This window comes from bacterium (genome assembly GCA_020440705.1).
In the GTDB taxonomy this organism is placed as follows: Bacteria; Krumholzibacteriota; Krumholzibacteriia; order LZORAL124-64-63; family LZORAL124-64-63; genus JAGRNP01.
In genome coordinates, this window is sequence record JAGRNP010000075.1 from 1 (window position 1) to 19,641 (window position 19,641).

The following is a 19,641-nucleotide window of genomic DNA, read 5'->3' on the forward strand; positions in this document are numbered from 1 at the left end:
CGATCGGGTAGAGTGCGGTTGCTTGGGAGCGACATGGCGTTTCCGGCCCTGACCCTGAACCGGAGGCCCCATGCGCGCCATCACCCTGAAACTCATCCCCGGCGACGGCATCGGCGTCGAGGTCATGATCGAGGCGCGCCGCGTGCTCGATCGCCTGGCCGACCTGCACGGCGGGCTGGCCTTCCGCTACCACGACCTGCCCTGGAGCTGCGCCTGGTCCCTCGGGCACGGCGGGGTCATGATGCCCGCCGACGGTCTCGAGATCCTGGCCGACGGCGAGGCGATCCTGCTGGGTGCGGTGGGGTTCCCGGGCGTGCCCGACCACGTCTCGCTGCGCGGGCTGCTGCTGCCGATCCGCATGGGCTTCGACCAGTACGTGAACCTCAGGCCCGTGAAGCTGCTGCCCGGGCTCGACTCGCCCCTGCGCGTCGCCGACCCCGCGGCCATCGACTTCGTGGTGCTGCGCGAGAACACCGAGGGCGAGTACTGCGGCGCGGGGCGCCTCGAGAATCCGGGCACGCCCGACGAGACCGCGATCCAGGAGGCGCGCTTCACGCGCAAGGGCACCGAGCGGATCATCCGCTACGCCTTCGACTGGGCGCGCGACCACGGCAAGGGGTCGGTCGTCTCGGCGACCAAGAGCAACGCCCTGAACCACAGCATGGTCTTCTGGGATCGCGTGTGCGCCGAGGTGGCCGCGGGCTATCCGGAGGTCGCGTGCACGGGCATGCACATCGATGCGCTCGCGGGACTCTTCATCCTGCACCCCGAGCGGCTCGAGGTGGTGGTGGCGAGCAATCTCTTCGGCGACATCCTGACCGATCTCGGTTCAGCCATGCTGGGCAGCATCGGCATCTCGCCCTCGGCGAACATCGACCCCAGCGGCCGCCATCCGTCCATGTTCGAGCCGGTGCACGGCTCGGCGCCGGACATCGCGGGCCGCGGCCTGGCCAACCCCACGGGCATGCTGTGGACGGTGGCGCTCATGCTCGGGCACCTGCAGCTGCCGGACCTGGCGGCGCGGCTCATGGACGCCCTGTCGGACGTGCTCGCGGCGCGCATCGTGCGCACGCCTGACCTGGGCGGCACGGCCACGACGCGGGCAATGACCGACGCGGTGATGGCCCGGCTGGACGCCTGACCGGGCCTGCGGCCGCGCGCCGGCTCAACCGCCCATCTTCACGCACACCACCTCGAGCGGCGCCGCCTCCTGGCCGTCCTCCGCGCTCTCCTCGCCGGGGGCCCGCTCCATCGCCGCCGTGGCGCCCTCGAAGTTCCTGATCACGACGAAGTGCTCGCCGTCGAGGAAGAGCAGCGCGTCCCGGGTCCCGTCGAAGCCGGGGAAGGTGAGGGTGAGCTCCTCGACGAGCGCCCCGTCCGGCGCCAGGACGTCGTACCGCGCGGCCGTGCCCGCGGGCAGGTGGGCGCGGGTGTCGTGGGCGTCGGTCACGTAGAGGCGGCCGTCCGGCCCGGCCGTGAGGTTCATGATGGCCGGGTCGGTGTCGAGGATCCTGTTGTCGACCTCCAGGTCCCGGCCGTTGGCGCGCACGTTGAAACCGCTGCCCACGTCGTCTTTCTCGGCCGCCGTGCGCCGGCGGGGGGTGAAGGGGCGGCGCCAGGTCGCCAGCTCGGCGCCGTCGGGACCGCAGACGCGAATCACCCAGGCGTCGCGCTCCGGTGCGGTGTAGACGCGGCCGTCCGGCCCGGCGGCCCAGGCGGCGAAGCCGCTGAACTCGGCGCGCTCGTCGTAGACCGGATCGTTGAAGTTGCTCCGGGCGGACTTCGCGGCGATCAGGGCGGTTTCGTTGCCGGCGAGGTCGTACACGGCGAGCGACATGGTGCGGTCCATGTCGCCGTTCTCCTGGTCGAAGACCATGCGGCCGGCGTCGGCCACGTAGCGGTCGCCCACGCGGATGCAACGGCGCAGGATGACGAAGCCGCCCTGCTCGGCCCCGCCGCCGAAGGTCACGTTGCCCGCCGGATCGCCGTGGGTGTCGATGCCGATGATGCGGCCGGGGAAGCCGTGGACCACGCCGACGGCGTCGTCCGGCAGCAGCACCAGTTCGTGGGGGTTGCGCAGCTCGCCGGGACCGTCGCCCTCGCGGCCGAGGGTCGTCTCGTAGGTGCCGTCCGCGGCGATGACCAGGACCTGCGAGAGCTGCCGGTCGACCAGATAGGTGCGGCCCGCGGGGTCCCGCACCGCGCCTGTGATCACGCCGAGCAGCACGTCCTCGTCCTCGGCGCCCAGGCGCCACTGCTCGACCAGGGCGACGCTGCGGCGGGCGGGCGGGTCGGCGGGCAGCTCGACGACGGCGGCGGCGGTGGCGGCGGCGGTGAAGAGGGCGGAGCAGCAGGCGACGATCAGCAGGACGGACGGGAGTCGCGGGGTCGTGGTCACGAGGAAACCTCCGGCTGCGGTGTGGGGGCTGGGCTCCCCACTATACCCGCTGCCGGAGGTTTTGTTGCCCGCGAACGGCGCGGTCGCCTAGAACTTGAACGCCCCGCGCAGACCCCAGAAGAAGGCGTCGCTCTCGCCGTGGTAGACGGCGCCGTCGCCGGCGTCGACGACGTCCTTCACGTCGCCCATGAGCGTGGTGTAGCTGACGCTCGGGGTGAACGTGAAGAAGTGCGCCACCTGGAAGGGCAGGCCGGCGGTGAGCTTCAGGTCGGTCATGCTGGCGCCGCCCGGCATCTCGGGCACGCCCGGCAGGCCCTCGGCGCCGCCGAAGTAGCCGTTGATGTAGCCTTCGGAGCCGAGGCCCAGGGTGGCGCCCAGCTCGAGGGTCATGGTCTCGCCCACGCCCACGCCGTGGCTCACGGCGGCCTCCCAGTAGCCGCCCTTGATGGCGTCGAGGTCCTGGTAGAACGTCAGGCTCGGGGAGAGCAGCACGCTCAGGCCGGCGTGCAGGTAGAGCTCGGTGGTGTTCGCGTCGAGGTTGGGAAAGTCGTAGTAGATCAGGCCGGCGCCCAGCTCGACCTTGGGCAGGCTCATGGCCCAGCCGAGGGTCCAGTCGACCTCGTTGAATTCCCACTCGGAGCCGTTGACGTCGTTCAGGTCCATGTTGCCCCAGAAACCGGCGGAGAAGCCCATGGTGTTCACGCCCACCCACGGCTGGAGGACCGGATCGGGAGTGGCCACCATGCCGCGCCAGACGTACTTGCCGTACAGGTCGATGCCGGCCTCGGCGTCGAGGGGGCCGAGGGCGAGGGCGGGCGTGGTCGCCGCCGCCAGCAGGAGGCCCGTCAGGGCCAGCAGGGTCCACTTCTTCATCACGTCTCCTTGCTCGGTGCGATGCCGCCGTCTTCGGGTCCGCGCGGAGCCGGATCGCGCCGGCGGTCCGTCCGGACGGCCGAACCGGGGTTATGTCCGGTTCATTGTTGCAATTATGTCAGTCGATATCGGCAGGGCCAGTTCAAAATTTAGCAGAAACCCGTAAAGTCCAGAGGGGGGCGGTCGATCCTCAAGCAGAGCCCAGCACTGCGAACCTTGCCCTGGAGGCATCGCTTTGAGTCCCGAATACGCCCTGCCCGGACCGGAAATGCCCGTGATCGACGAGTCCCGCCTCATGGCCGAGTTCGGCGGCGACCGCGAGATCCTGGCCGAACTGCGCGACCTCTTCCTCGACCACGCGCCGCCCCTCTTCGAGTCGATCCGGCAGGCCATCGCCGACCGCGAGATCGACGTGATCGCCCGCGACGGCCACAGCCTCAAGGGCGCCTGCGCCACCTACGGCGCGCCCCGCCTGGCGATGATCTGCAAGGTGGTCGAACTGGCCGCCAAGGCCGGCGACTGGGCCACCATCGACCAGCACCAGGATCAGTTCGTGCAGGAGTACGAGAAGGTCTTCGAGGCGATCGGCAACCTCAGCGTGACCTGAGCCACCCCGGTCCCTCGGATGGGAAGGCGGGCGCCGACCAGTGGGGTCGGCGCCCGCTTCGGTTCGCTGGGGGGCCTCAGCGCACCACCCCCAGCACGCCCCGCAGCCGCACATCCCGACTCGACGCCCCGACCATCACCCGGAAGTCCCCCGGTTCGACCACCCGCACCAGGTCGCGATCCAGCAGCGACAGCTCGTCGGGGCCGAGCACGAACCGCACCGCGCGGCTCTCGCCGGCGCCGAGCGCCACCCGCCGGAACCCTTTCAGCGCCAGCACCGGGCGGGCCACCGAGGCGATCTCGTCCCGCAGGTAGAGCTGCACCACCTCGTCGCCGGCGCGGGGGCCCGTGTTGGTCACGGTGCAGCTGATGACGGCCGTGTCGCCCGGCGCGATCACCGGAGGTGTGACCACCAGGTCTGCGTACGCGAACCGGGTGTAGCCGAGCCCGTAGCCGAAGGGGTAGCGGGCGCGGCCGGTGAGGTCGGCGTAGTCGTCGCCGCGCCCGGTCGGCGTGTGGTCGTAGGTCAGGGGCAGTTGCCCCTCGGCGAAGGGCACGTCGAAAGGCAGCCGGCCGGCAGGGCTCGCGTCGCCGGCGAGAATCTCGGCCACCGCCGGGCCGCCCTCCTCGCCGGGGTACCAGACCTGCAGCACGGCACCCACCCGATCGACCCACGCGCCCGGGTCGACGGCGCTGCCGGCGACGAGCACGACGACCGTCGGCGTGCCCGTGGCCGCCACGCGCCGGATCAGCTCGTCCTGGCGACCCGGCAGGGCCAGCCGGGACCGGTCGCGGAACTCGCCCTCCGCGAGGCCCGCCACGACCACGGCCACGTCGCTGGTGGCGGCCAGGTCGACGGCGGCGGCGAGGTCGGCCTCTTCGTCGGCGGCCTCGCGATCCCACACCAGGCGGATCCGGGCGTTGCCGGTCGGCGAGCGGAACTCGAGGCGGATGGCGTAGGCGCGCCCGGCGGCCAGTGGTTTCGGGGCCATCCGGGTGCCCGCGGCCAGGGGACGCCAGTTGTCGAGCACGAGCTCGTCGTCGAGCCAGAGGCGGTAGCCGTCGTCGCCGCTGACGCCCAGGGCGAAGGCGCCGTTGCCGGGGGCGGTCAGTTCGCCGGTCCAGCGCACGGAGTAGAAGTCGCCGGGCAGCACGTCCGGCGCGGGCGAGGCGATGGACCACTGGAAGTCGACCTGCGGATCGAGGCGGGTCAGCGCCGGCGCGCCGTCCAGGTCGACGTTGGCGAAGTAGGCGCCGACGAGGCCGGCCCCGGTGACGCCGTCGAGGCGCGCGGAAAGGGCGGCGGCCGGCACGGGCGCGACGCCGGCCGGGGCGCGATCGCAGCCCTTGGCATGGCGGACTTCGACGGCGGCGCCGAACCGCTCCCGGATTCCCGCCAGGATGGCGACCCGTTCCGGTCCGGGCCCGCTGTAGCCGCCGAGGCGCGCTTCGGCGGCGTCGGGCCCGATCACCGCGATGGAGCCGACCGCCCCGTCGAGGGGCAGCAGGCCGTCCCGGTTCTCGAGCAGCACCACCGAGGCGCGGGCGGCCCGCCGGGCGAGCGCCCGGTGCGCCGCGCGGTCGGCGACCGGCGGCGTGTCGCCCCCGTACGGGTGCTCGAACAGGCCGAGCGCGAACTTCGCCCGCAGCACGCGGGCCACGGCGGCGTCGAGCACGGTCGGGTCGATCCGGCCGTCGGTGAAGGCGGGCAGGAATAGCGCGGCGTGCTCGAACGCGGTCTGGAAGATGACGTCGAGGCCGCCCGCGAGGGCCCGGGCGCCCGCGTCGGCGTAGTCGGTGGCCGTGCCGTGCAGCACCACCGCGCCGCCCACCGCGCCGGCGTCCGAGATCACGAAGCCGTCGAAGCCCAGCTCGTCCTTCAGCCAGGTGCGATTCAGCCAGGCGCTGGCCGTGCAGGGAACGCCGCCGAGGGAATTGTAGGCGGTCATGATGGAGCGCGCGCCGCCCTCGGCGAGGCACGCGGCGAACGGGGGCAGGTCGCGTTCGCGCAGGCGGCGTTCACCCGCGTCGATGGGGTAGCTGTCGCGGCCGCCGCGGCCCACGTTGGCGACCAGGTGCTTGGGGGTGGTGACGATGCCCCGTTGCTCGAACGCGCGCACGAAGGCCACGCCCATGGCGGCGGCGAGGAAGGGGTCGGCGCCGTAGGTCTCCTCGACGCGGCCCCAGCGCACGTCGTCGGCGAGGTTGACCACCGGCGACAGGACCTGCCGCACGCCGTGGTCGCGGGTCTCGACGGCGATGGCGGCGGCCACCTCGGCCATCAGGCCGGTGTCGAAGGTCGCCGCGAGGCCGATGGCCTGGGGGAAGACGGTGGCGTCCCGGTGGACGAGCCCGTGCAGCGCCTCGGCGAAGACGATCACGGGGATGCCCAGGCGGGTGTCCTCCACGAACCGCCGCTGCACGGCGTCGGCGCGCGCGACGACGGCCGTCCGGTCGCCGCCGGCGTCGAGCTGGAAGCCGAACGCGCCCTGGGTGTACCGGGCCCCGTCGTCGGCCGGCGTGCCGGCCACCATGAAGAGCTGCCAGAACTTCTCCTCGGCGGTCATGCGGCCGAGCAGGTCGGCGACGCGCTCGTCGACGGGGCGGTCGGGGTCGCGGTAGGGCTCGCCCGCGGCGCGTGCGGGGTCCGCGGCGAGGGCGAGCAGCAGGGTCATGGCCAGGACTCTCATTCGGCAGGCTCCGTTCGCACGACGATCTCGTCGGTGAAGATCCAGGCCGGACCGCCGGATCCCTTGTGCCAGGTGGGGCAGGTCTGCAGGCTCGTGGCGGTGACGCGCACGTAGCGCGCCGGCCGCGGTGCGAACACGACCTCGAAGGGCGCCACGACGGCGCCGCCGGTCTCGGGCGGCACGGTGTTGCGCACCGCTCCGGCCGGCTGGAAGGTGCGGCCGTCCGTCGACAGCTCCACGGTCAGCTCGGTGGGCATGAAGACCCACGAGAGGATGTCCTGCAGGAAGTCGGCCGCGACCCCGCTCACGGGCACAACGGCGCCGAGGTCGATGGTGGCGACCATGTCCGTCCCCTCGAACCCGAGCCAGTGGAAGCGGTAGTCGTCCCAGCCGCGCAGGCCGTCGGTGAGGGCCGCGGCCTCGCCGTCGTGGTACTTCGGGCTGGCCGGCGGGTCGAGCACGACGCGGTGCCCGAGCGCCCGGTGGGGCGTGGCGCTCGCGGTGAAGAAGCGGCGTGTGGCGGCACGGTAGGCTTCGGGCGGCGTGCCGTGCTCCCACAGGCGGGGAATGCCGGCGGCGAGGCAGCCGTCGACGAAGGTCGTGAGCATCTCTTCGTAGCCCGGCTTCAAGTGCAGGGAGCCGTCGGCGTGGCGGGTGAAGCAGCCGCCCCGCCCGTCGGCGGCCGCTTTCGCCTGCTCGAGGCGGGCGAAGAGCACCGGCAGGCGCGCGGTGCGGGTGCGGCGCCACGCCACGGGGTCGTCTCTCACCGCCGCCTCGGCCCGCTGCAGCAGGTCGTCGTAGGCCGCGACGCGCGCCGGGGCCAGATGCCCGTCGTCCGACGCCAGCGGGTAGCCGTAGATCGACAGCCCCTCGCCCGTGGCTGCCAGCGCGTCGTGCATGGTGTCGATGTACGTGCGCACGAAAGGCGCGGCGGCGCCGTAGTACCCGGCCAGGAAGTCGTCCATGAGCGCGTCCAGGTCGATGTCCGGATCCCACAACAGTTTGGCCAGCAGGTAGATGCGCAGCTCGGCGAACTCGCCGTGCATCAACGGCAGGCCCTGTTCGAACACGGCCGTGAGGCCGCTGGCGGCGAAGAACTGCAGGTTCGGCTGCAGCACGCGCAGGTTGGGGAAGGGGCTCACCAGGTTGCGGAACTGGATCACGTAGTCCCACAGGAAAATGTTCGAGGTGAGCTCGCCCCAGGCGCGCACGTCGCGCACGAAGCCGGCGCTGCCGGGGTGTTCGGCCAGGGGCCGGCTGCGGTCGCACTCGATGCTGCACAGCATGATGTTCACGTTGGGCCGGGGCGCGATGCCGCGCGGCGCGGTGCGCGAGTACTGGTAGGCCAGGGTCGAGATGGTCTTGTCGGGGAAGACGTCGGCCACGCGGTTGACGAAGGCCAGGATCGACCCGGCGTGGGACCCGGCCGCCTCGTCGAGGGCCCTGCAGGCATCGCACTCGCAGGGGCTGTAGGTGTCGTTCTGGGAGACCGACCAGAAGTCGGCCTCGGGCCGGGCGGCCATGCGCGCGCGCAGTTCTCTCACGACGAGGTCGAACACGTCCGGGTTGGTGAGGCAGAGTTGCCCGGTGGGCATGCGGTGGCCGTTGAGCAGGGAGAAGTACTCGGGGTGGTCGGCGAACCAGCGGTCGGGCGGCACCAGGTCGCCGAAGGTGTGCACGAAGAGCCCGAACCCGGCGTTCGTGTCGAGCTTGTGCCAGGCCAGGTAGGTCGGATCCTTCAGGTCCTGCATGCGGAAGGTGAAGCGGGGCACCTGCACGTCGTCGCCCGGGGGCAGCACCACGGTGGGGCGGCGGGGCGCCACGGGCGGGCCTGTGTCGTACTTGCGGCAGCCGAGGCGCGACTCGAGAAACGTGTACACCGCGTGCCGGATGCCGTCCGCTGTGGCGGCGGCGAGGGTCAGCGTGTCCGGGCGGGTGCGGATGCGGAAGCCGTCCGGGCCGAGCGCCGGGTCGTCGACGAGCGCCAGCACCAGGCGCGGCCCGCCGGCGGGGGCTTCGCGCAGCTCGGCCCCGGACACCAGCCGCACGTAACGGCGCAGGGTGTCGGCGGCCGCGCGGATCTCCGCGGGGGCGTCGTCCGGCAGCACCAGTCCGACGTCGCTGCGACCGTCACGGGCCAGCTCGAAGCCCTCGGCGGCGTGCGCGGACGGGGCCGCGAAAGCGGCGAACACGCCGACCGCGGTGAGCACGAATACCAGGTGGCGGGCGATCGGCATCGGCGATCCTCGGGCTGGGCGGGGCTGCCGGCCGGGCGCGGAGGGCGCCGGCCGCCGCGCGAGTATAGGGGGCGGTCCGGCCCCGCGTCCACGCCGGTCGGGAAGAGGGTGCCCGCGGCGCGGATTCCCTGCTAGCATGGGCGCGCCGACGAGACCCGACCCGCACCCCGCCCGAGGAGACCGACATGCCCCGCCCCGCCCCGGCGACCCTGCTCGTGTTCCTGCTCGCCCTGCTGGCCCTCGCACCCGCCGCCGCCGCGGAGGAGGACGCCTACGTCCCGGTCACCGACCCCCTCGTCCGCGACAAGCTCGAAGAGTGGCAGGACCTGAAGTTCGGCCTGCTCATGCACTGGGGCGCCTACAGCCAGTGGGGCATCGTCGAGTCGTGGTCGATCTGCCCGGAGGACTACGGCTGGTGCGAGCGCAAGCGCGGCAGCAACCCGCAGGACTACTTCACCTACAAGCGGGAGTACGAAGCCCTGCAGACGACCTTCGACCCGCGCGGCTTCCAGCCCGAGGACTGGGCGAAGGCCGCCGCCGGGGCGGGCATGCGCTACGTCGTCTTCACGACCAAGCACCACGACGGCTTCAGCATGTTCGACACCCGGGCTACCGACTACAAGATCACCTCCGAGAACTGTCCCTTCCACGACCACCCGCGCGCCGACGTCACCCGCGCCATCTTCGACGCCTTCCGGGCCGAGGGCCTGTGGGCGGGCGCCTACTTCTCGAAGCCCGACTGGCACGACGAAAACTACTGGCATCCCTACTTCCCGCCCCGCGACCGCAACGTGAACTACGACCCCGAGGTGTATCCCGAGCGCTGGGAGAAGTTCGTCCAGTTCACCCACAGCCAGATCATGGAGCTGATGACCAACTACGGCGACGTGGACATCCTCTGGCTCGACGGCGGCTGGGTGGCCAGGAAGGCGACCGAAGACATCCGCACGTGGTACGGCGGCTGGGTCGACGAGACGGTGTCCGGCTTCTTCAAGCGCAACATCGTCAACCAGGACATCCGCATGGACGAGCTCGTGGCCAGGGCCCGCGCCGCCCAGCCCGGCCTGATCGTCGTCGACCGCGCCGTGCCCGGCCCGCACCAGAACTACCTCACGCCCGAGAACCGCGTGCCCGAAGAGGCCCTGCCCTACCCCTGGGAGTCGTGCATCATCGCCGGCGGCAGCTGGTCGTGGGTGCCCGACGCCACCTACCTCACCACCCGCCAGACCGTGCACACCCTGGTCGACATCGTGGCCAAGGGCGGCAACCTGCTGCTGAACATCGCCCCGTCGCCCGAGGGTACGTGGGACGCCGGGGCCTACGAGTTGCTCGCGGGTGTGGGGGCCTGGATGGACGTGAACAGCGAGGCGATCTACGGGACGCGGGCGATCAGCCCCTACAAGACCGGGCGGGTGGGCCTGACGCAGGCGCGCGCGACCGGCGCGGTCTACGCGATCCACATGGCGGCCGAGGGCGAGACGGCCCCGCCGGCCGAGATCGTCGTGGGCGGTGTGGCGCCGGCCGACGGGGCCCGGGTGACGATGCTGGGCGTGGCGGGCGAGTTGGCCTGGGAGCGGCGGGGCGACGGGTTCGTCGTGAAGGTGCCCGCGGCCGTGCGGGCCGAGCCGCCGTGCAGCGATGCCTGGACCCTGCGGGTCTCGTCGATCAAGGAGAAGTGAGAACCGGTCGTGAATTCATTCTTCGAGACCGCCTTTTTCATCCTCATCGCCGCCTACGGCGCGGCCATGGTCTACGCCGGCGTGTCGCAGGTCGCGTACAATCGGCTCTCGCCGTGGCTCTTCCGCGGCGGGTTGCAGGTGTTCGAACGCCAGGTGGGGTCGCACGTGCTCGAGCGGGCCCACGCCGGCGGGCTCGACGCGGAGTTCGTCGCCGTCCGGGAACTCGCGGCCGACCGCGTCCTGATCCGGGCCACCGAGCGCTACAAGGGAGGCAGCCTCCGGTCGCCCTGCCCGGTTCTGGGCACCATCGCCTGGACGACGACCGGCGTCGTGGTCACGGGCCGCATCCCGGCCGCGCCCATCGTCGTGGCTCAACTGATGGTGCTCATCGTGCTGGTGGCGGTGGTCGGCGGGGCGCAGGGCGGCAGCATCACCGGGGGGCAGGCGGTGCTCTTCGTCGGGGGCCTGGCCGCCTTCCTCGGTTTCATCTTCGTCGTGAGTTATCTCATCGAGTCGCAGCGGTTCCGCGCGCTGATCGCTGACATCGAGGCAGGCGGGGTGCGCGCCGGGGGCTGATGCGGGGCGGTCAGATGTCGTCGACCGGCTCCCCTTCATCCAACCCCCTGAACTTCGGCGTCCCCGTCGTCCTGCAGATCTTCCGCGCCAGGATGTGGTAGATGTGCGTCTCCCAGTTCACGATCCCCGCGCGCATGTGCAGCTGCCTGAGGTAGGTCAGGAACTTCAGCCGCTCCTCGTCGCTGTAGCCGACAGCCTGCATGGCGTGGGCCAGGTGGGCGTACATGTTGTCGAGCTCGTGCTGGTTGGGCAGCCTGGTCGTGCGGTGGGGGTGGCTGACGCTCATCTCGGGGCGGCGCGACGCCTTCGCGGCGGCCGCGGCCTCATCGTCGCGGGCCCGCTGCAGCGCCTGCCGGATCTCCCACGAATACAGCATCACGGCCTGGGCCAGATTCAGCGACGGCTGCTCGGGCGCCGTGTCCACCGTCGAGAGGTAGCGGCAGATGTCGACCTCGTCGTTGGTCATGCCCGTGCGCTCGGTCCCGAACATGATGACGACCTTGCCTTCGCGGCTGTGGTCGGCGATGCGGTCGGCCAGATCGCCCGGCGTGAGCAGCGCCGCCTTGCGCAGCTTGCGCGAGCGGGCGGTGGTGCCGGTCACCACGAGGGCGTCGCCGACGGCGTCCATCAGGTCGTCCACCACCAGGGCGTTGTCGAGGATGTCCTCGGCCCCGTGGGCCAGGGCGCGGGCGCTGCGGCCCTTGGGGTTCAGGGGGTCGATCAGGCGCAGGTGCTTGAGCCCCATGGTCTTCATGGCGCGGCAGGCGGCCCCGATGTTCATGGGTTCGGTGGTGCGGCTCAGGACGACGATCACGTTGTCCGGATCGACGGGCGGGCGCGGCGCGGCGGCGTCGGTCACGGGTCGGTCCTCTCCAGCAGGGCCAGGCACTCGATGTGCGCCGTCTGGGGGAAGAAGTCCATCACCTTCAGCTTGCGCAGGGCGTAGCCCCCCTCGGCGAAGCCGGCCGTGTCCCGGGCCAGGGTGGCCGGATCGCAGCTCATGTACACCAGGTGCCGCGGCCGGCGCGCGAGCAGGGCCTTGACGCCGTTGCGGCCGAGGCCGGCGCGCGGCGGGTCGACCAGCACCGTGGCCGACGCCCAGGCCTCGGGCGCGGCCAGGTCGTCCCGGGCCAGGATGCGCGTGACCGGGCCCTCGTGCAGGGCAACGCGGCGGCCGGCCGCCTCGGCGCGGGCGAAGTTGTTGGCGGCGTCGCGGCAGGCGTTCCTGTCGACCTCGACGGCGATCACCTGCACGAAGCGGTCGGCCAGGGCGAGGGAGAAGAGGCCCACGCCGCAGAAGAGGTCGCAGAAGAGGTCGCCGGTCGCGACCTCGTCGAGCCAGGCGCGCACGGTGGCCACGGCGTCCTCGGTGGCGGCCAGGTTGCCCTGGAAGAAGCTCTGGGCGCCCACGCGGTACTTGTGGCCGGCCACCTCGTACACCAGGTGGTCGCGGCCCCACAGGGGCAGGTTGTTGTAGAGCAGGCCCACGCAGCCCGGCGCCGGCGGCTCGCCCGCGGGCAGTGCCGCCAGGATCTTCTTCATGATCTTCATGCGCGCCGGCTGCCCGAAGATCGACACCAGCCAGCCGCCCTGCCCGTCCAGGCGCACCACCACCTGCTCCACGGGGGGCAGGAAGCGCAGCCAGGGCAGGATGTCGCGGTTGAACGCCTCGGGCATGAGCAGGCACGCGTCCAGGGGCACCACGTCGTGGGTGCCGCGGCGCATCATGCCGTAGAAGCCGGCGGGCGAGGCGAAGAGCCGGATGCGGTTGCGGTAGCCGAGAGGCGCGTCGGGGGCGGGGCCCTCGACGAGGTCGGCCACGTCGAGCTTGCCCAGGCGGCTGAAGCAGTCGACCACGATGTCGCGCTTGCCGGCGGCCTGGTGGGTGTCGTCCAGGTGCTGCAGGTCGCAGCCGCCGCACTCGCCGTAGTGGGGGCAGGGCGCCTCGCGCCGGCCGGCGCCCGGCGTCACCAGCTCGGTGAGCGACGCGCGCAGGAAGCCCTTCTTGCGCTCGACGATCTCGACGCGCACGTCGTCGCCGGGGGCGGTCAGGGGCACGAAGACGGCCTGGCCCTCGTGGCGGGCCAGTCCGGTGCCGCCGGTGACGAGCTTCTCGATCCTGAGATCCAGGATCGGGGGAACCGTCGCGGCGTCGGGGGTTTCCCCGGCGGGATGATCTGGGCGCTTGTCATTCATGGTGCCGCTAAACTAGCATGGCACCCGGGCACTTCCAAACGGAGCTTTCGCCCGGGATCGCCACGGAGGGCCGGTTTGAACGTGCGCATCGCGATTTCCCTGCTGCTGGCCGCCCTGGCGGCGGCGGGCGGGTGCGCGCCCAAGCGGGTCGGGCCCACGGGGGTGGTCGATGCGCCTCCCGAGCCGGCCCGGACCCATTCCCGCCTCGAGACCGCGGCCGACACCGCCTCCGGGCCCGCCGACCCGGCGCCGCCCGTGGTCCTCCCCGCCGCCGATGACGGCGAGCCCCTGCCCGCCGACGTGCTGCCCGCCCCGGAGCCCCTGGCCCGGGCCGGCCTCGACGCCTTTCCGGCCAAGCGCACGCCCCCGGCGCCCGACGCCGCCCTCGGCCACCGGGCCGTCGACCTGGCGCGGGCCCAGCTCGGCAAGCCCTACCAGTGGGGCGCGGCCGGTCCGGACCGCTTCGACTGCAGCGGCCTGGTGCAGTACGTGTACGCCAACCTGGGCGTCTCCCTGCCGCGGGTCTCGAGCCAGCAGGCGGGCGAGGGGGTGCACGTCGACCGCAAGGACCTCGCGCCCGGCGATCTCGTCTTCTTCCGCCTCACCGGCAACCGCATCGACCACGTGGGCATCTACGTGGGCAAGGGCAAGTTCATCCACGCCCCGAACAAGCGCCGGCCGGTGCAGATGGACAGCCTGAACGACTCCTGGTGGCGCCGCAAATTTAAGGGCGGCAGACGCGTCGGCTGACGGCTATAGTGGTGCGCATGCCGCACGCCGCCCCACCATGCCGCATCCCGTCGCGGGCCCTTCGCCGAGGGCCCGTCGTGTTGGCGTGGCTGGTTCTGGCGGCGCTGGCGGGGGGCGCCGTGGCGCCCGCCCGCGCGGCCGCCACCGCTGCCGCTCCCGTCGACACCGTCCGCGCCACCCACTGGGGCCCGCTGCCCGCCCGCACCGATTCGACCAGCGCCGTCTTTCGCGAGCAGCCGCGGCCGGCCTGGGAGACGGCCGTGCTCGTGCCCTACTGGGTCGTGGGCATCCCGTTCCGCATCGTGTACGGCATCGGCGACTTCACCATCAAGAAGATGGACGCGTGGGGCCTCTTCGGACGGCCCGGCGACTATCCGGGCCTGAAGGGGCCTTTCGGCACCTACATCATGCCCAGCCTGAGCATCAACGACCTCGAGGGCACGGCCCTGGGCGTCGACGTGCGCCGACCCGACTTCCTCGGCGCCGGCAACATGCTCTTCCTGCGCGCCGACCGCTCCACGCGGCGGGCCGGGGCCTACGCCGGCGGCGCCCTCTTCCACCTGGGCGACACCTGGCAGCTCGAGACCGGCGGCGGCTTCGAGTCGGTGAACCAGGCCAAGTACTACGGCGTCGGGCCCTACTCGTCGGACGCCGACCTCAGCTACTACTACCGCAGCACGTCGTGGGGCGGCTTCGACCTGAACCGCGACGTCGGGGCGTCGGCGCGGCTGGGGGTGCGCACCTACTACTCGCGGGTCAACGTGCGCGAGCCGAGCTACAACACGGGCGAGTCGGTGGGCAACGTCCACGCGGGCGATCTGCCCTTCGGCTATCCGGGCCAGTCGAGCGGCTGGACCCTGCGCCTCGGCCTCGACCGCGACAACGCCGAACAGACGGGCCGGCCGCGCTACGGCGGCTACCAGTCGGGCGGGCTGTCGCTCTTCCAGGCCACCGACTCGTCCGAGGTGAGCTACCTCCTGTGGCACGGCAACATCGAGAAGTTCATCCGGCTGTGGCACACCGACCGCACCCTGGCCGTGCGCGTCTTCGGCAACCGCATCTCGAGCCTGGGCGAGGGGGCGATCCCGTTCTCGCGCCTGGTCACGTTCCAGCGGCCGGACGAGCTGCGCGGCTTCACCTCGCTGCGTTTCTACGGCCTGGGCTCCGTCGGCGTGAGCGTCGAGTACCGCTGGCCCGTGTGGGTGGCGCGCGGCCGCGACGACCTGGGCGTCGACGCGTACCTCTTCTCCGATTCGGGGCAGGTCTTCAACCACACGGCGGAGATCAGCCTCGACAACTGGGAATTCACCGGCGGCGTGGGCCTGCGCCTCGTCGACGCCGGACGGCACCTGGCGGCCCGTTTCGAGTTGGGCCTGAGCGACGAGGATCTCGTGGTCCGGCTGAAGTTCAGCCAGACCTTCCAGTACAACCCGAGGGGCTTCCTGCATGGCAAGAATCCGACGAAGATCCGCTGACGGGGCGCGCCCCGCGGGGGCGCCTCGGCGGATGAACAGGCGGTCGGCCGCGGGGCCGCTGCTGGCCGTGCTCGTCACGCTGGCCGCGGGTGTCGCGGCGGCGCGCGCCCCGTTGAGCGAGGATCCGGTCGTGTGGTACGCGGCCGACGACGCGCCCGTGCCCGTGCCGGAGTTCGCCGAGCCGGGCCTGATCCCCTACGCCGTGGACAGCTTCCTGGCCCGGCCCTTCAGCCGCTTCTGGAATCCGGGCCGCCTCTGCCGGCGCATCGGCACCGGCGACTCGGCCCGCGACGCCGGCGACATCAACGCGCTGGACGAGGTGGTCGACTCGGCCTGGTTCACCAACCGCATGGGCGTGCGCCACCTCGACCACGGCGAGCTGGTGGCGGGGCCGGCCTTCGGGCTGCCCACCGCCGACGGGCCCGATCGCAGCGCGCCCTGGATCATCGTCGGGGCCAAGACGGCCGGCGTGACGCCGGGCTTCCGCATCCGGGACGCGCGCGGCGACACCTGGCTGCTGAAGTTCGACCCGCCCAGCCATCCGGGCATGACCATTCGCGCCGGCGTGATCACGAACCTGCTCTTCCACGCCATCGGCTACCACACGCCCGTCGACAGGCTGGTCGACTTCGACCGCGCCGACCTGCGCGTGGGCGAGGGCGCGAGCATGAAGATGGGCCGCCTGGGCGACGTGCCGCTCACCGAGGCGAACCTCGACTCGATCCTCGTGGCCACCAACTCGGTCTTCGGCGGGCGCTACCAGGCCCTGGCGAGCCGCTATCTCGACGGCATCCCCGTCGGGCCCTTCGACGACCAGGACGTGCGCTCCGACGACCCCAACGACCTCGTGAAGCACGAGAACCGGCGCACGCTGCGGGCGCTGCAGGTCTTCGGCGCCTGGGTGAACCACTTCGACACCAAGATGCACAACTCCCTCGACATGTACGTGGGCGAGCCGGGCGCGGGCCACGTGGTGCACCACCTGATCGACTTCGCCTCGACCCTCGGCGCCTACGGCGACACGCCCGTGCGCCGCTTCGGCTACGAGGCCGGCATCGACGTCTTCCCGAGCCTGGGCCGGTTCGTCACCCTCGGTCTCGTCGAGGACACCTGGGTGGCGCTGGAACGACCGGAGGGCCTGGACGAGATCGGGCTCTTCGACGTGGCCACCTTCGAGCCCGACCGCTGGACACCCGACCTGCCCCACAGCGCCATGGCCAACCTGAACCGCCGCGACGGCTACTGGGCGGCGAAGGTCGTCTCGGCCTTCTCCGACCGCGACCTGCGCCTGCTCGTGGAGCAGGGCCGCTACGAGGATCCGGCCGCGGCCGAGTTCATGATCGCGACCCTGGCCGGGCGCCGCGACAAGATCGTCCGCTACTGGTTCGGGCACGTGCCGCCCCTGGACTTCTTCCGCAGCGAGGGCGGCGCCGTGGTGTGCAGCGACCTGGCCGTCGAGCGCGGGTACGCCGCGCCCGGACGGCGCTACCGCTGGCGCCTGGTCGCCGCCGACGCCGAACGTGCGGCCCGCGCGCCGGGCAGCTGGATCGTCACCGACGCGCCGCGCCTGCCGCTGGCCGGGGTCGTGCCGGCCCGGGACGACGCCTTCCCCTTCCTGGGCTGCGAGGTCCAGTACGACGCGGGGAGCGGCTGGAGCGGGTCGACGACCGCCTGGTTCGCCCGCGACGGGCGCTGCGTGGCGGTCGACCGATGACGGCGGCTGCGGCTGCGGGTCGCGACCGCCTGCTCGACCGCGCCCTGCGCCTGTTCGCCCCGGTGCGGGCCGGCGAGGGCGGCACCGTGCTGCTCATGGCCCTGAACATCTTCCTGCTCATGACGGCCTACTACGTCATCAAGCCGGTGCGCGAAGCGCTCATCCTGGCCGAGTGGGGGGCCGAGGCCAAGATCTACGCCTCGGCCGGTCAGGCCCTGCTCCTGCTCGGCATCGTGCCCCTCTACAGCCGGCTGGCCGGTCTGCTCACCGTGCGGCGCCTCATCACGGCGGTGCTCGTCTTCTTCGCCTGCTGCCTGGTGGGCTTCTACGGTCTGGCCCAGCTCCACGTGCGGCTGGGCATTCCGTTCTTCCTGTGGGTCGGCATCTTCAACATGATGGTGGTGGCCCAGTTCTGGTCGTTCGCGAACGACGTCTACACCCCCGAGCAGGGCAAGCGCCTCTTCGCCCTGGTGGGCTTCGGCATGTCGGCCGGGGCGGTGTCGGGCAGCTCCATCGCCGGCGCGCTCATCGAGCCGCTGGGCGTGTACCAGCTCATGCTGCTGTCGGCGGCGCTGCTCATGGCCAGCCTGGGCCTGACGCTGGTGGTGGCGGCGCGGCGCCAGCGCGGTGCCGGCCCGCGGGACGGTGCGACGGCCGGGCCGGACGGCGCCCCCGCCGCCGCGGATCGCCTCAGCGGCCGCAGCGGCTTCGCCCTGGTGCTGCGCAACCGCTACCTGCTGCTGATCGGGCTCATGCTCGTGCTGGCCAACCTGGTCAACACGACCGGCGAGTACGTGCTCGGTGCCCGGGTCACCGCCGATCGCCAGGCCGCCGTGCCCGCCGTCGTGCGCACCGCCGGCATGGACGATGCCGCCTGGGCGGCTGCCGAGCGCGACCGGGCCGCCACCGTGGGCCGGGCCATCGGGGGCTTCTACGCCGACTTCTTCTCGGTGGTGAACCTGGTGGGACTGCTCACCCAGCTCTTCCTGGTCTCGCGCCTGGTGGGCTGGCTCGGGGTGCGCCGGGCGCTGCTCGTGCTGCCGCTGATCGCGCTCGGAGGGTACGCCTGCATGGCGGCGGTGCCCCTGCTCGGCGTGGCCCGCTGGGCCAAGACGGCCGAGAACGCCACCGACTACTCCCTGCAGAACACCGTGCGGAACATGCTCTTCCTGCCGACCACGCGCGACGAGAAGTACCAGGCCAAGCAGGCCCTGGACACCTTCTTCGTGCGTCTGGGCGACGTCATGGCCGCCCTCGTGGTGCTGGGTGGGACCACGGCCCTGCATCTGGCGCCGTCGGGCTTCGCCCTGGCCAACGTGGGCCTGGCCGCCCTGTGGGTGCTGACCGCCCTGGCCATCGGGCGGCGCTTCCGGCAGCTGACCGCCTCCGCCTGACCTTCGCCCGCCTCCTGATCATGAAGATCCAACTGGCATATTTGTTGCCCATTTCTTCGGGCACTGAATAAGGATTTCCCTAAAGGAAGTCGCCGGAAACGCGATGAAACGCGGGGGAACGATGAGCATTCCCCGCGAGAACCGTTCCCGACCGGACCGCCGTCATCGCCTGATGGTGGCCAGATCCGGGCGGGAAGGGTACCGAACCCGGCCAGGACCCACGCGACAGGGGCGCAGCAGATGAGCGAATCGAGGATCGAGAAACTCGTGGCGGACGTGGCCAGCGCGCTGGTCTTCGCCGACTGGACGGATCCGGAAAGCTGGCAGGAACTCCCCGCCCAGTTCGAGGCCCTGGCCGAGGCCCTGGCGGCGGCCGATCGCACGGTGGAGGCCGGTCAGGCCGCCTCGGCCGCGGCGTGGGTGCGGGCCCTGGCCGCCGGCGACGGCGATCCGGACACGGTGCGGGTCCAGCTGACCCGCATCACCAACGCCCTGCAGGCGTGCGTCCACGGCGACTGCGGCCCCGACGACGCCGACTGGCCCGCAGAGGCGCCCGCGACGTCGGCCGCGCCCGCGGCGCCGGCCCCGACGAAGGCCCCGGCGAAGGCCCCGGCGAAGGCGGCAACCGCCCGCCCCGCGCCGGTCGAAGCCGACACCGGCCTGGTCGACGAGACCATCATGGCCGAGTTCCTCGCCCGCCAGGCCGATGTCATGGACGACATCGAGAAGGAGCTCCTGACCATCGACTCCGGCGTTTCGCAGGGCGACCGCGAGGGCATCAACCGCTTCTTCCACACCCTGAAGGGCGAATCGGCCCTGCTCGGCCTGAACGAGGTCTCCGAGCTGTGCCACGCCACCGAGGACATGATCCAGGCGCGCGATCTCGCGTCGTGCATCGACCAGCTGCTCGAGGTGAAGGACTGGTTCATCGCCACCTTCCGCCATCTGAGCGGCATGGGCCCCGAGCCCGGACCGGTGGCCGACATGATGGCCCTCGTCCGGCAGGTCGGCGCCGCCCCGGCGGCCGCCGCCGGCCCCGGACCGGCCCCGACC

General features: G+C 72.1%; 15 protein-coding genes. 9 read left to right on the forward strand and 6 right to left on the reverse strand.

The window, feature by feature from the left end; translation table 11 throughout:
* Positions 1-70: 70 nt before the first annotated feature.
* Positions 71-1,141, forward strand: coding sequence for a tartrate dehydrogenase (locus KDM41_11780; protein MCB1184105.1), 1,071 nt, complete (start codon positions 71-73; stop codon positions 1,139-1,141).
* A gap of 24 nt (positions 1,142-1,165) precedes the next feature.
* Here the strand turns inward: KDM41_11780 and KDM41_11785 are convergent, their stop codons facing one another.
* Positions 1,166-2,398 carry a hypothetical protein gene (locus KDM41_11785; protein MCB1184106.1) on the reverse strand — a complete coding sequence of 411 codons (1,233 nt, stop codon included), beginning with the start codon at positions 2,396-2,398 and terminating at the stop codon, positions 1,166-1,168.
* 87 nt (positions 2,399-2,485) lie between these two features.
* Positions 2,486-3,271, reverse strand: a complete 786-nt coding sequence (locus KDM41_11790; protein MCB1184107.1) for a MipA/OmpV family protein — start codon at positions 3,269-3,271, stop codon at positions 2,486-2,488.
* A gap of 235 nt (positions 3,272-3,506) precedes the next feature.
* Here KDM41_11790 and KDM41_11795 point away from each other — a divergent pair, with 235 nt between their 5' ends.
* On the forward strand, positions 3,507-3,878 hold the full coding sequence (locus tag KDM41_11795; GenBank protein ID MCB1184108.1) for an Hpt domain-containing protein: 372 nt from the start codon (positions 3,507-3,509) through the stop codon (positions 3,876-3,878).
* Positions 3,879-3,954: 76 nt separating this feature from the next.
* Here KDM41_11795 and KDM41_11800 read toward each other — a convergent pair whose 3' ends face one another.
* Together KDM41_11800 and KDM41_11805 are read right to left on the reverse strand one after the other, a co-directional pair.
* A complete protein-coding gene (locus tag KDM41_11800; GenBank protein ID MCB1184109.1) occupies positions 3,955-6,567 on the reverse strand; it encodes a glycoside hydrolase family 3 C-terminal domain-containing protein in 2,613 nt (870 codons plus the stop codon).
* Positions 6,564-8,804: a DUF4838 domain-containing protein gene (locus tag KDM41_11805; protein MCB1184110.1), complete on the reverse strand. Its 2,241-nt coding sequence runs from the start codon at positions 8,802-8,804 to the stop codon at positions 6,564-6,566. Before KDM41_11805 ends, KDM41_11800 begins: the two co-directional genes overlap by 4 nt.
* Before the next feature lie 185 nt (positions 8,805-8,989).
* Between KDM41_11805 and KDM41_11810 the strand changes: the two genes are divergently transcribed.
* Both KDM41_11810 and KDM41_11815 read left to right on the forward strand, forming a co-directional pair.
* The gene (locus KDM41_11810) at positions 8,990-10,483 is read left to right on the forward strand and encodes an alpha-L-fucosidase (protein MCB1184111.1); all 1,494 of its coding nucleotides are present in this window, start codon (positions 8,990-8,992) and stop codon (positions 10,481-10,483) included.
* Positions 10,484-10,492: 9 nt separating this feature from the next.
* The gene (locus KDM41_11815) at positions 10,493-11,059 is read left to right on the forward strand and encodes a hypothetical protein (protein MCB1184112.1); all 567 of its coding nucleotides are present in this window, start codon (positions 10,493-10,495) and stop codon (positions 11,057-11,059) included.
* A gap of 10 nt (positions 11,060-11,069) precedes the next feature.
* Here the strand turns inward: KDM41_11815 and KDM41_11820 are convergent, their stop codons facing one another.
* Both KDM41_11820 and KDM41_11825 read right to left on the reverse strand, forming a co-directional pair.
* The gene (locus tag KDM41_11820; GenBank protein ID MCB1184113.1) at positions 11,070-11,918 is read right to left on the reverse strand and encodes an RNA methyltransferase; all 849 of its coding nucleotides are present in this window, start codon (positions 11,916-11,918) and stop codon (positions 11,070-11,072) included.
* Positions 11,915-13,255, reverse strand: coding sequence for a class I SAM-dependent RNA methyltransferase (locus KDM41_11825; protein MCB1184114.1), 1,341 nt, complete (start codon positions 13,253-13,255; stop codon positions 11,915-11,917). The genes KDM41_11820 and KDM41_11825 overlap by 4 nt, the downstream gene beginning before the upstream one ends.
* A gap of 255 nt (positions 13,256-13,510) precedes the next feature.
* On the opposite strand from KDM41_11825, the gene KDM41_11830 reads away from it, so the two are divergent.
* From KDM41_11830 to KDM41_11850, 5 genes are all read left to right on the forward strand, one after another.
* On the forward strand, positions 13,511-14,005 hold the full coding sequence (locus KDM41_11830) for a C40 family peptidase (protein MCB1184115.1): 495 nt from the start codon (positions 13,511-13,513) through the stop codon (positions 14,003-14,005).
* Between the two features lie 77 nt (positions 14,006-14,082).
* Positions 14,083-15,480 carry a hypothetical protein gene (locus tag KDM41_11835; protein MCB1184116.1) on the forward strand — a complete coding sequence of 466 codons (1,398 nt, stop codon included), beginning with the start codon at positions 14,083-14,085 and terminating at the stop codon, positions 15,478-15,480.
* A gap of 31 nt (positions 15,481-15,511) precedes the next feature.
* Positions 15,512-17,194 (forward strand): hypothetical protein, encoded by a 1,683-nt coding sequence (locus KDM41_11840; GenBank protein ID MCB1184117.1) that lies wholly within the window; start codon positions 15,512-15,514, stop codon positions 17,192-17,194.
* A complete protein-coding gene (locus KDM41_11845) occupies positions 17,191-18,588 on the forward strand; it encodes a translocase (protein ID MCB1184118.1) in 1,398 nt (465 codons plus the stop codon). Before KDM41_11840 ends, KDM41_11845 begins: the two co-directional genes overlap by 4 nt.
* A 240-nt stretch (positions 18,589-18,828) precedes the next feature.
* The coding region (locus tag KDM41_11850; GenBank protein MCB1184119.1) for an Hpt domain-containing protein at positions 18,829-19,641 on the forward strand (813 nt) is incomplete at its 3' end.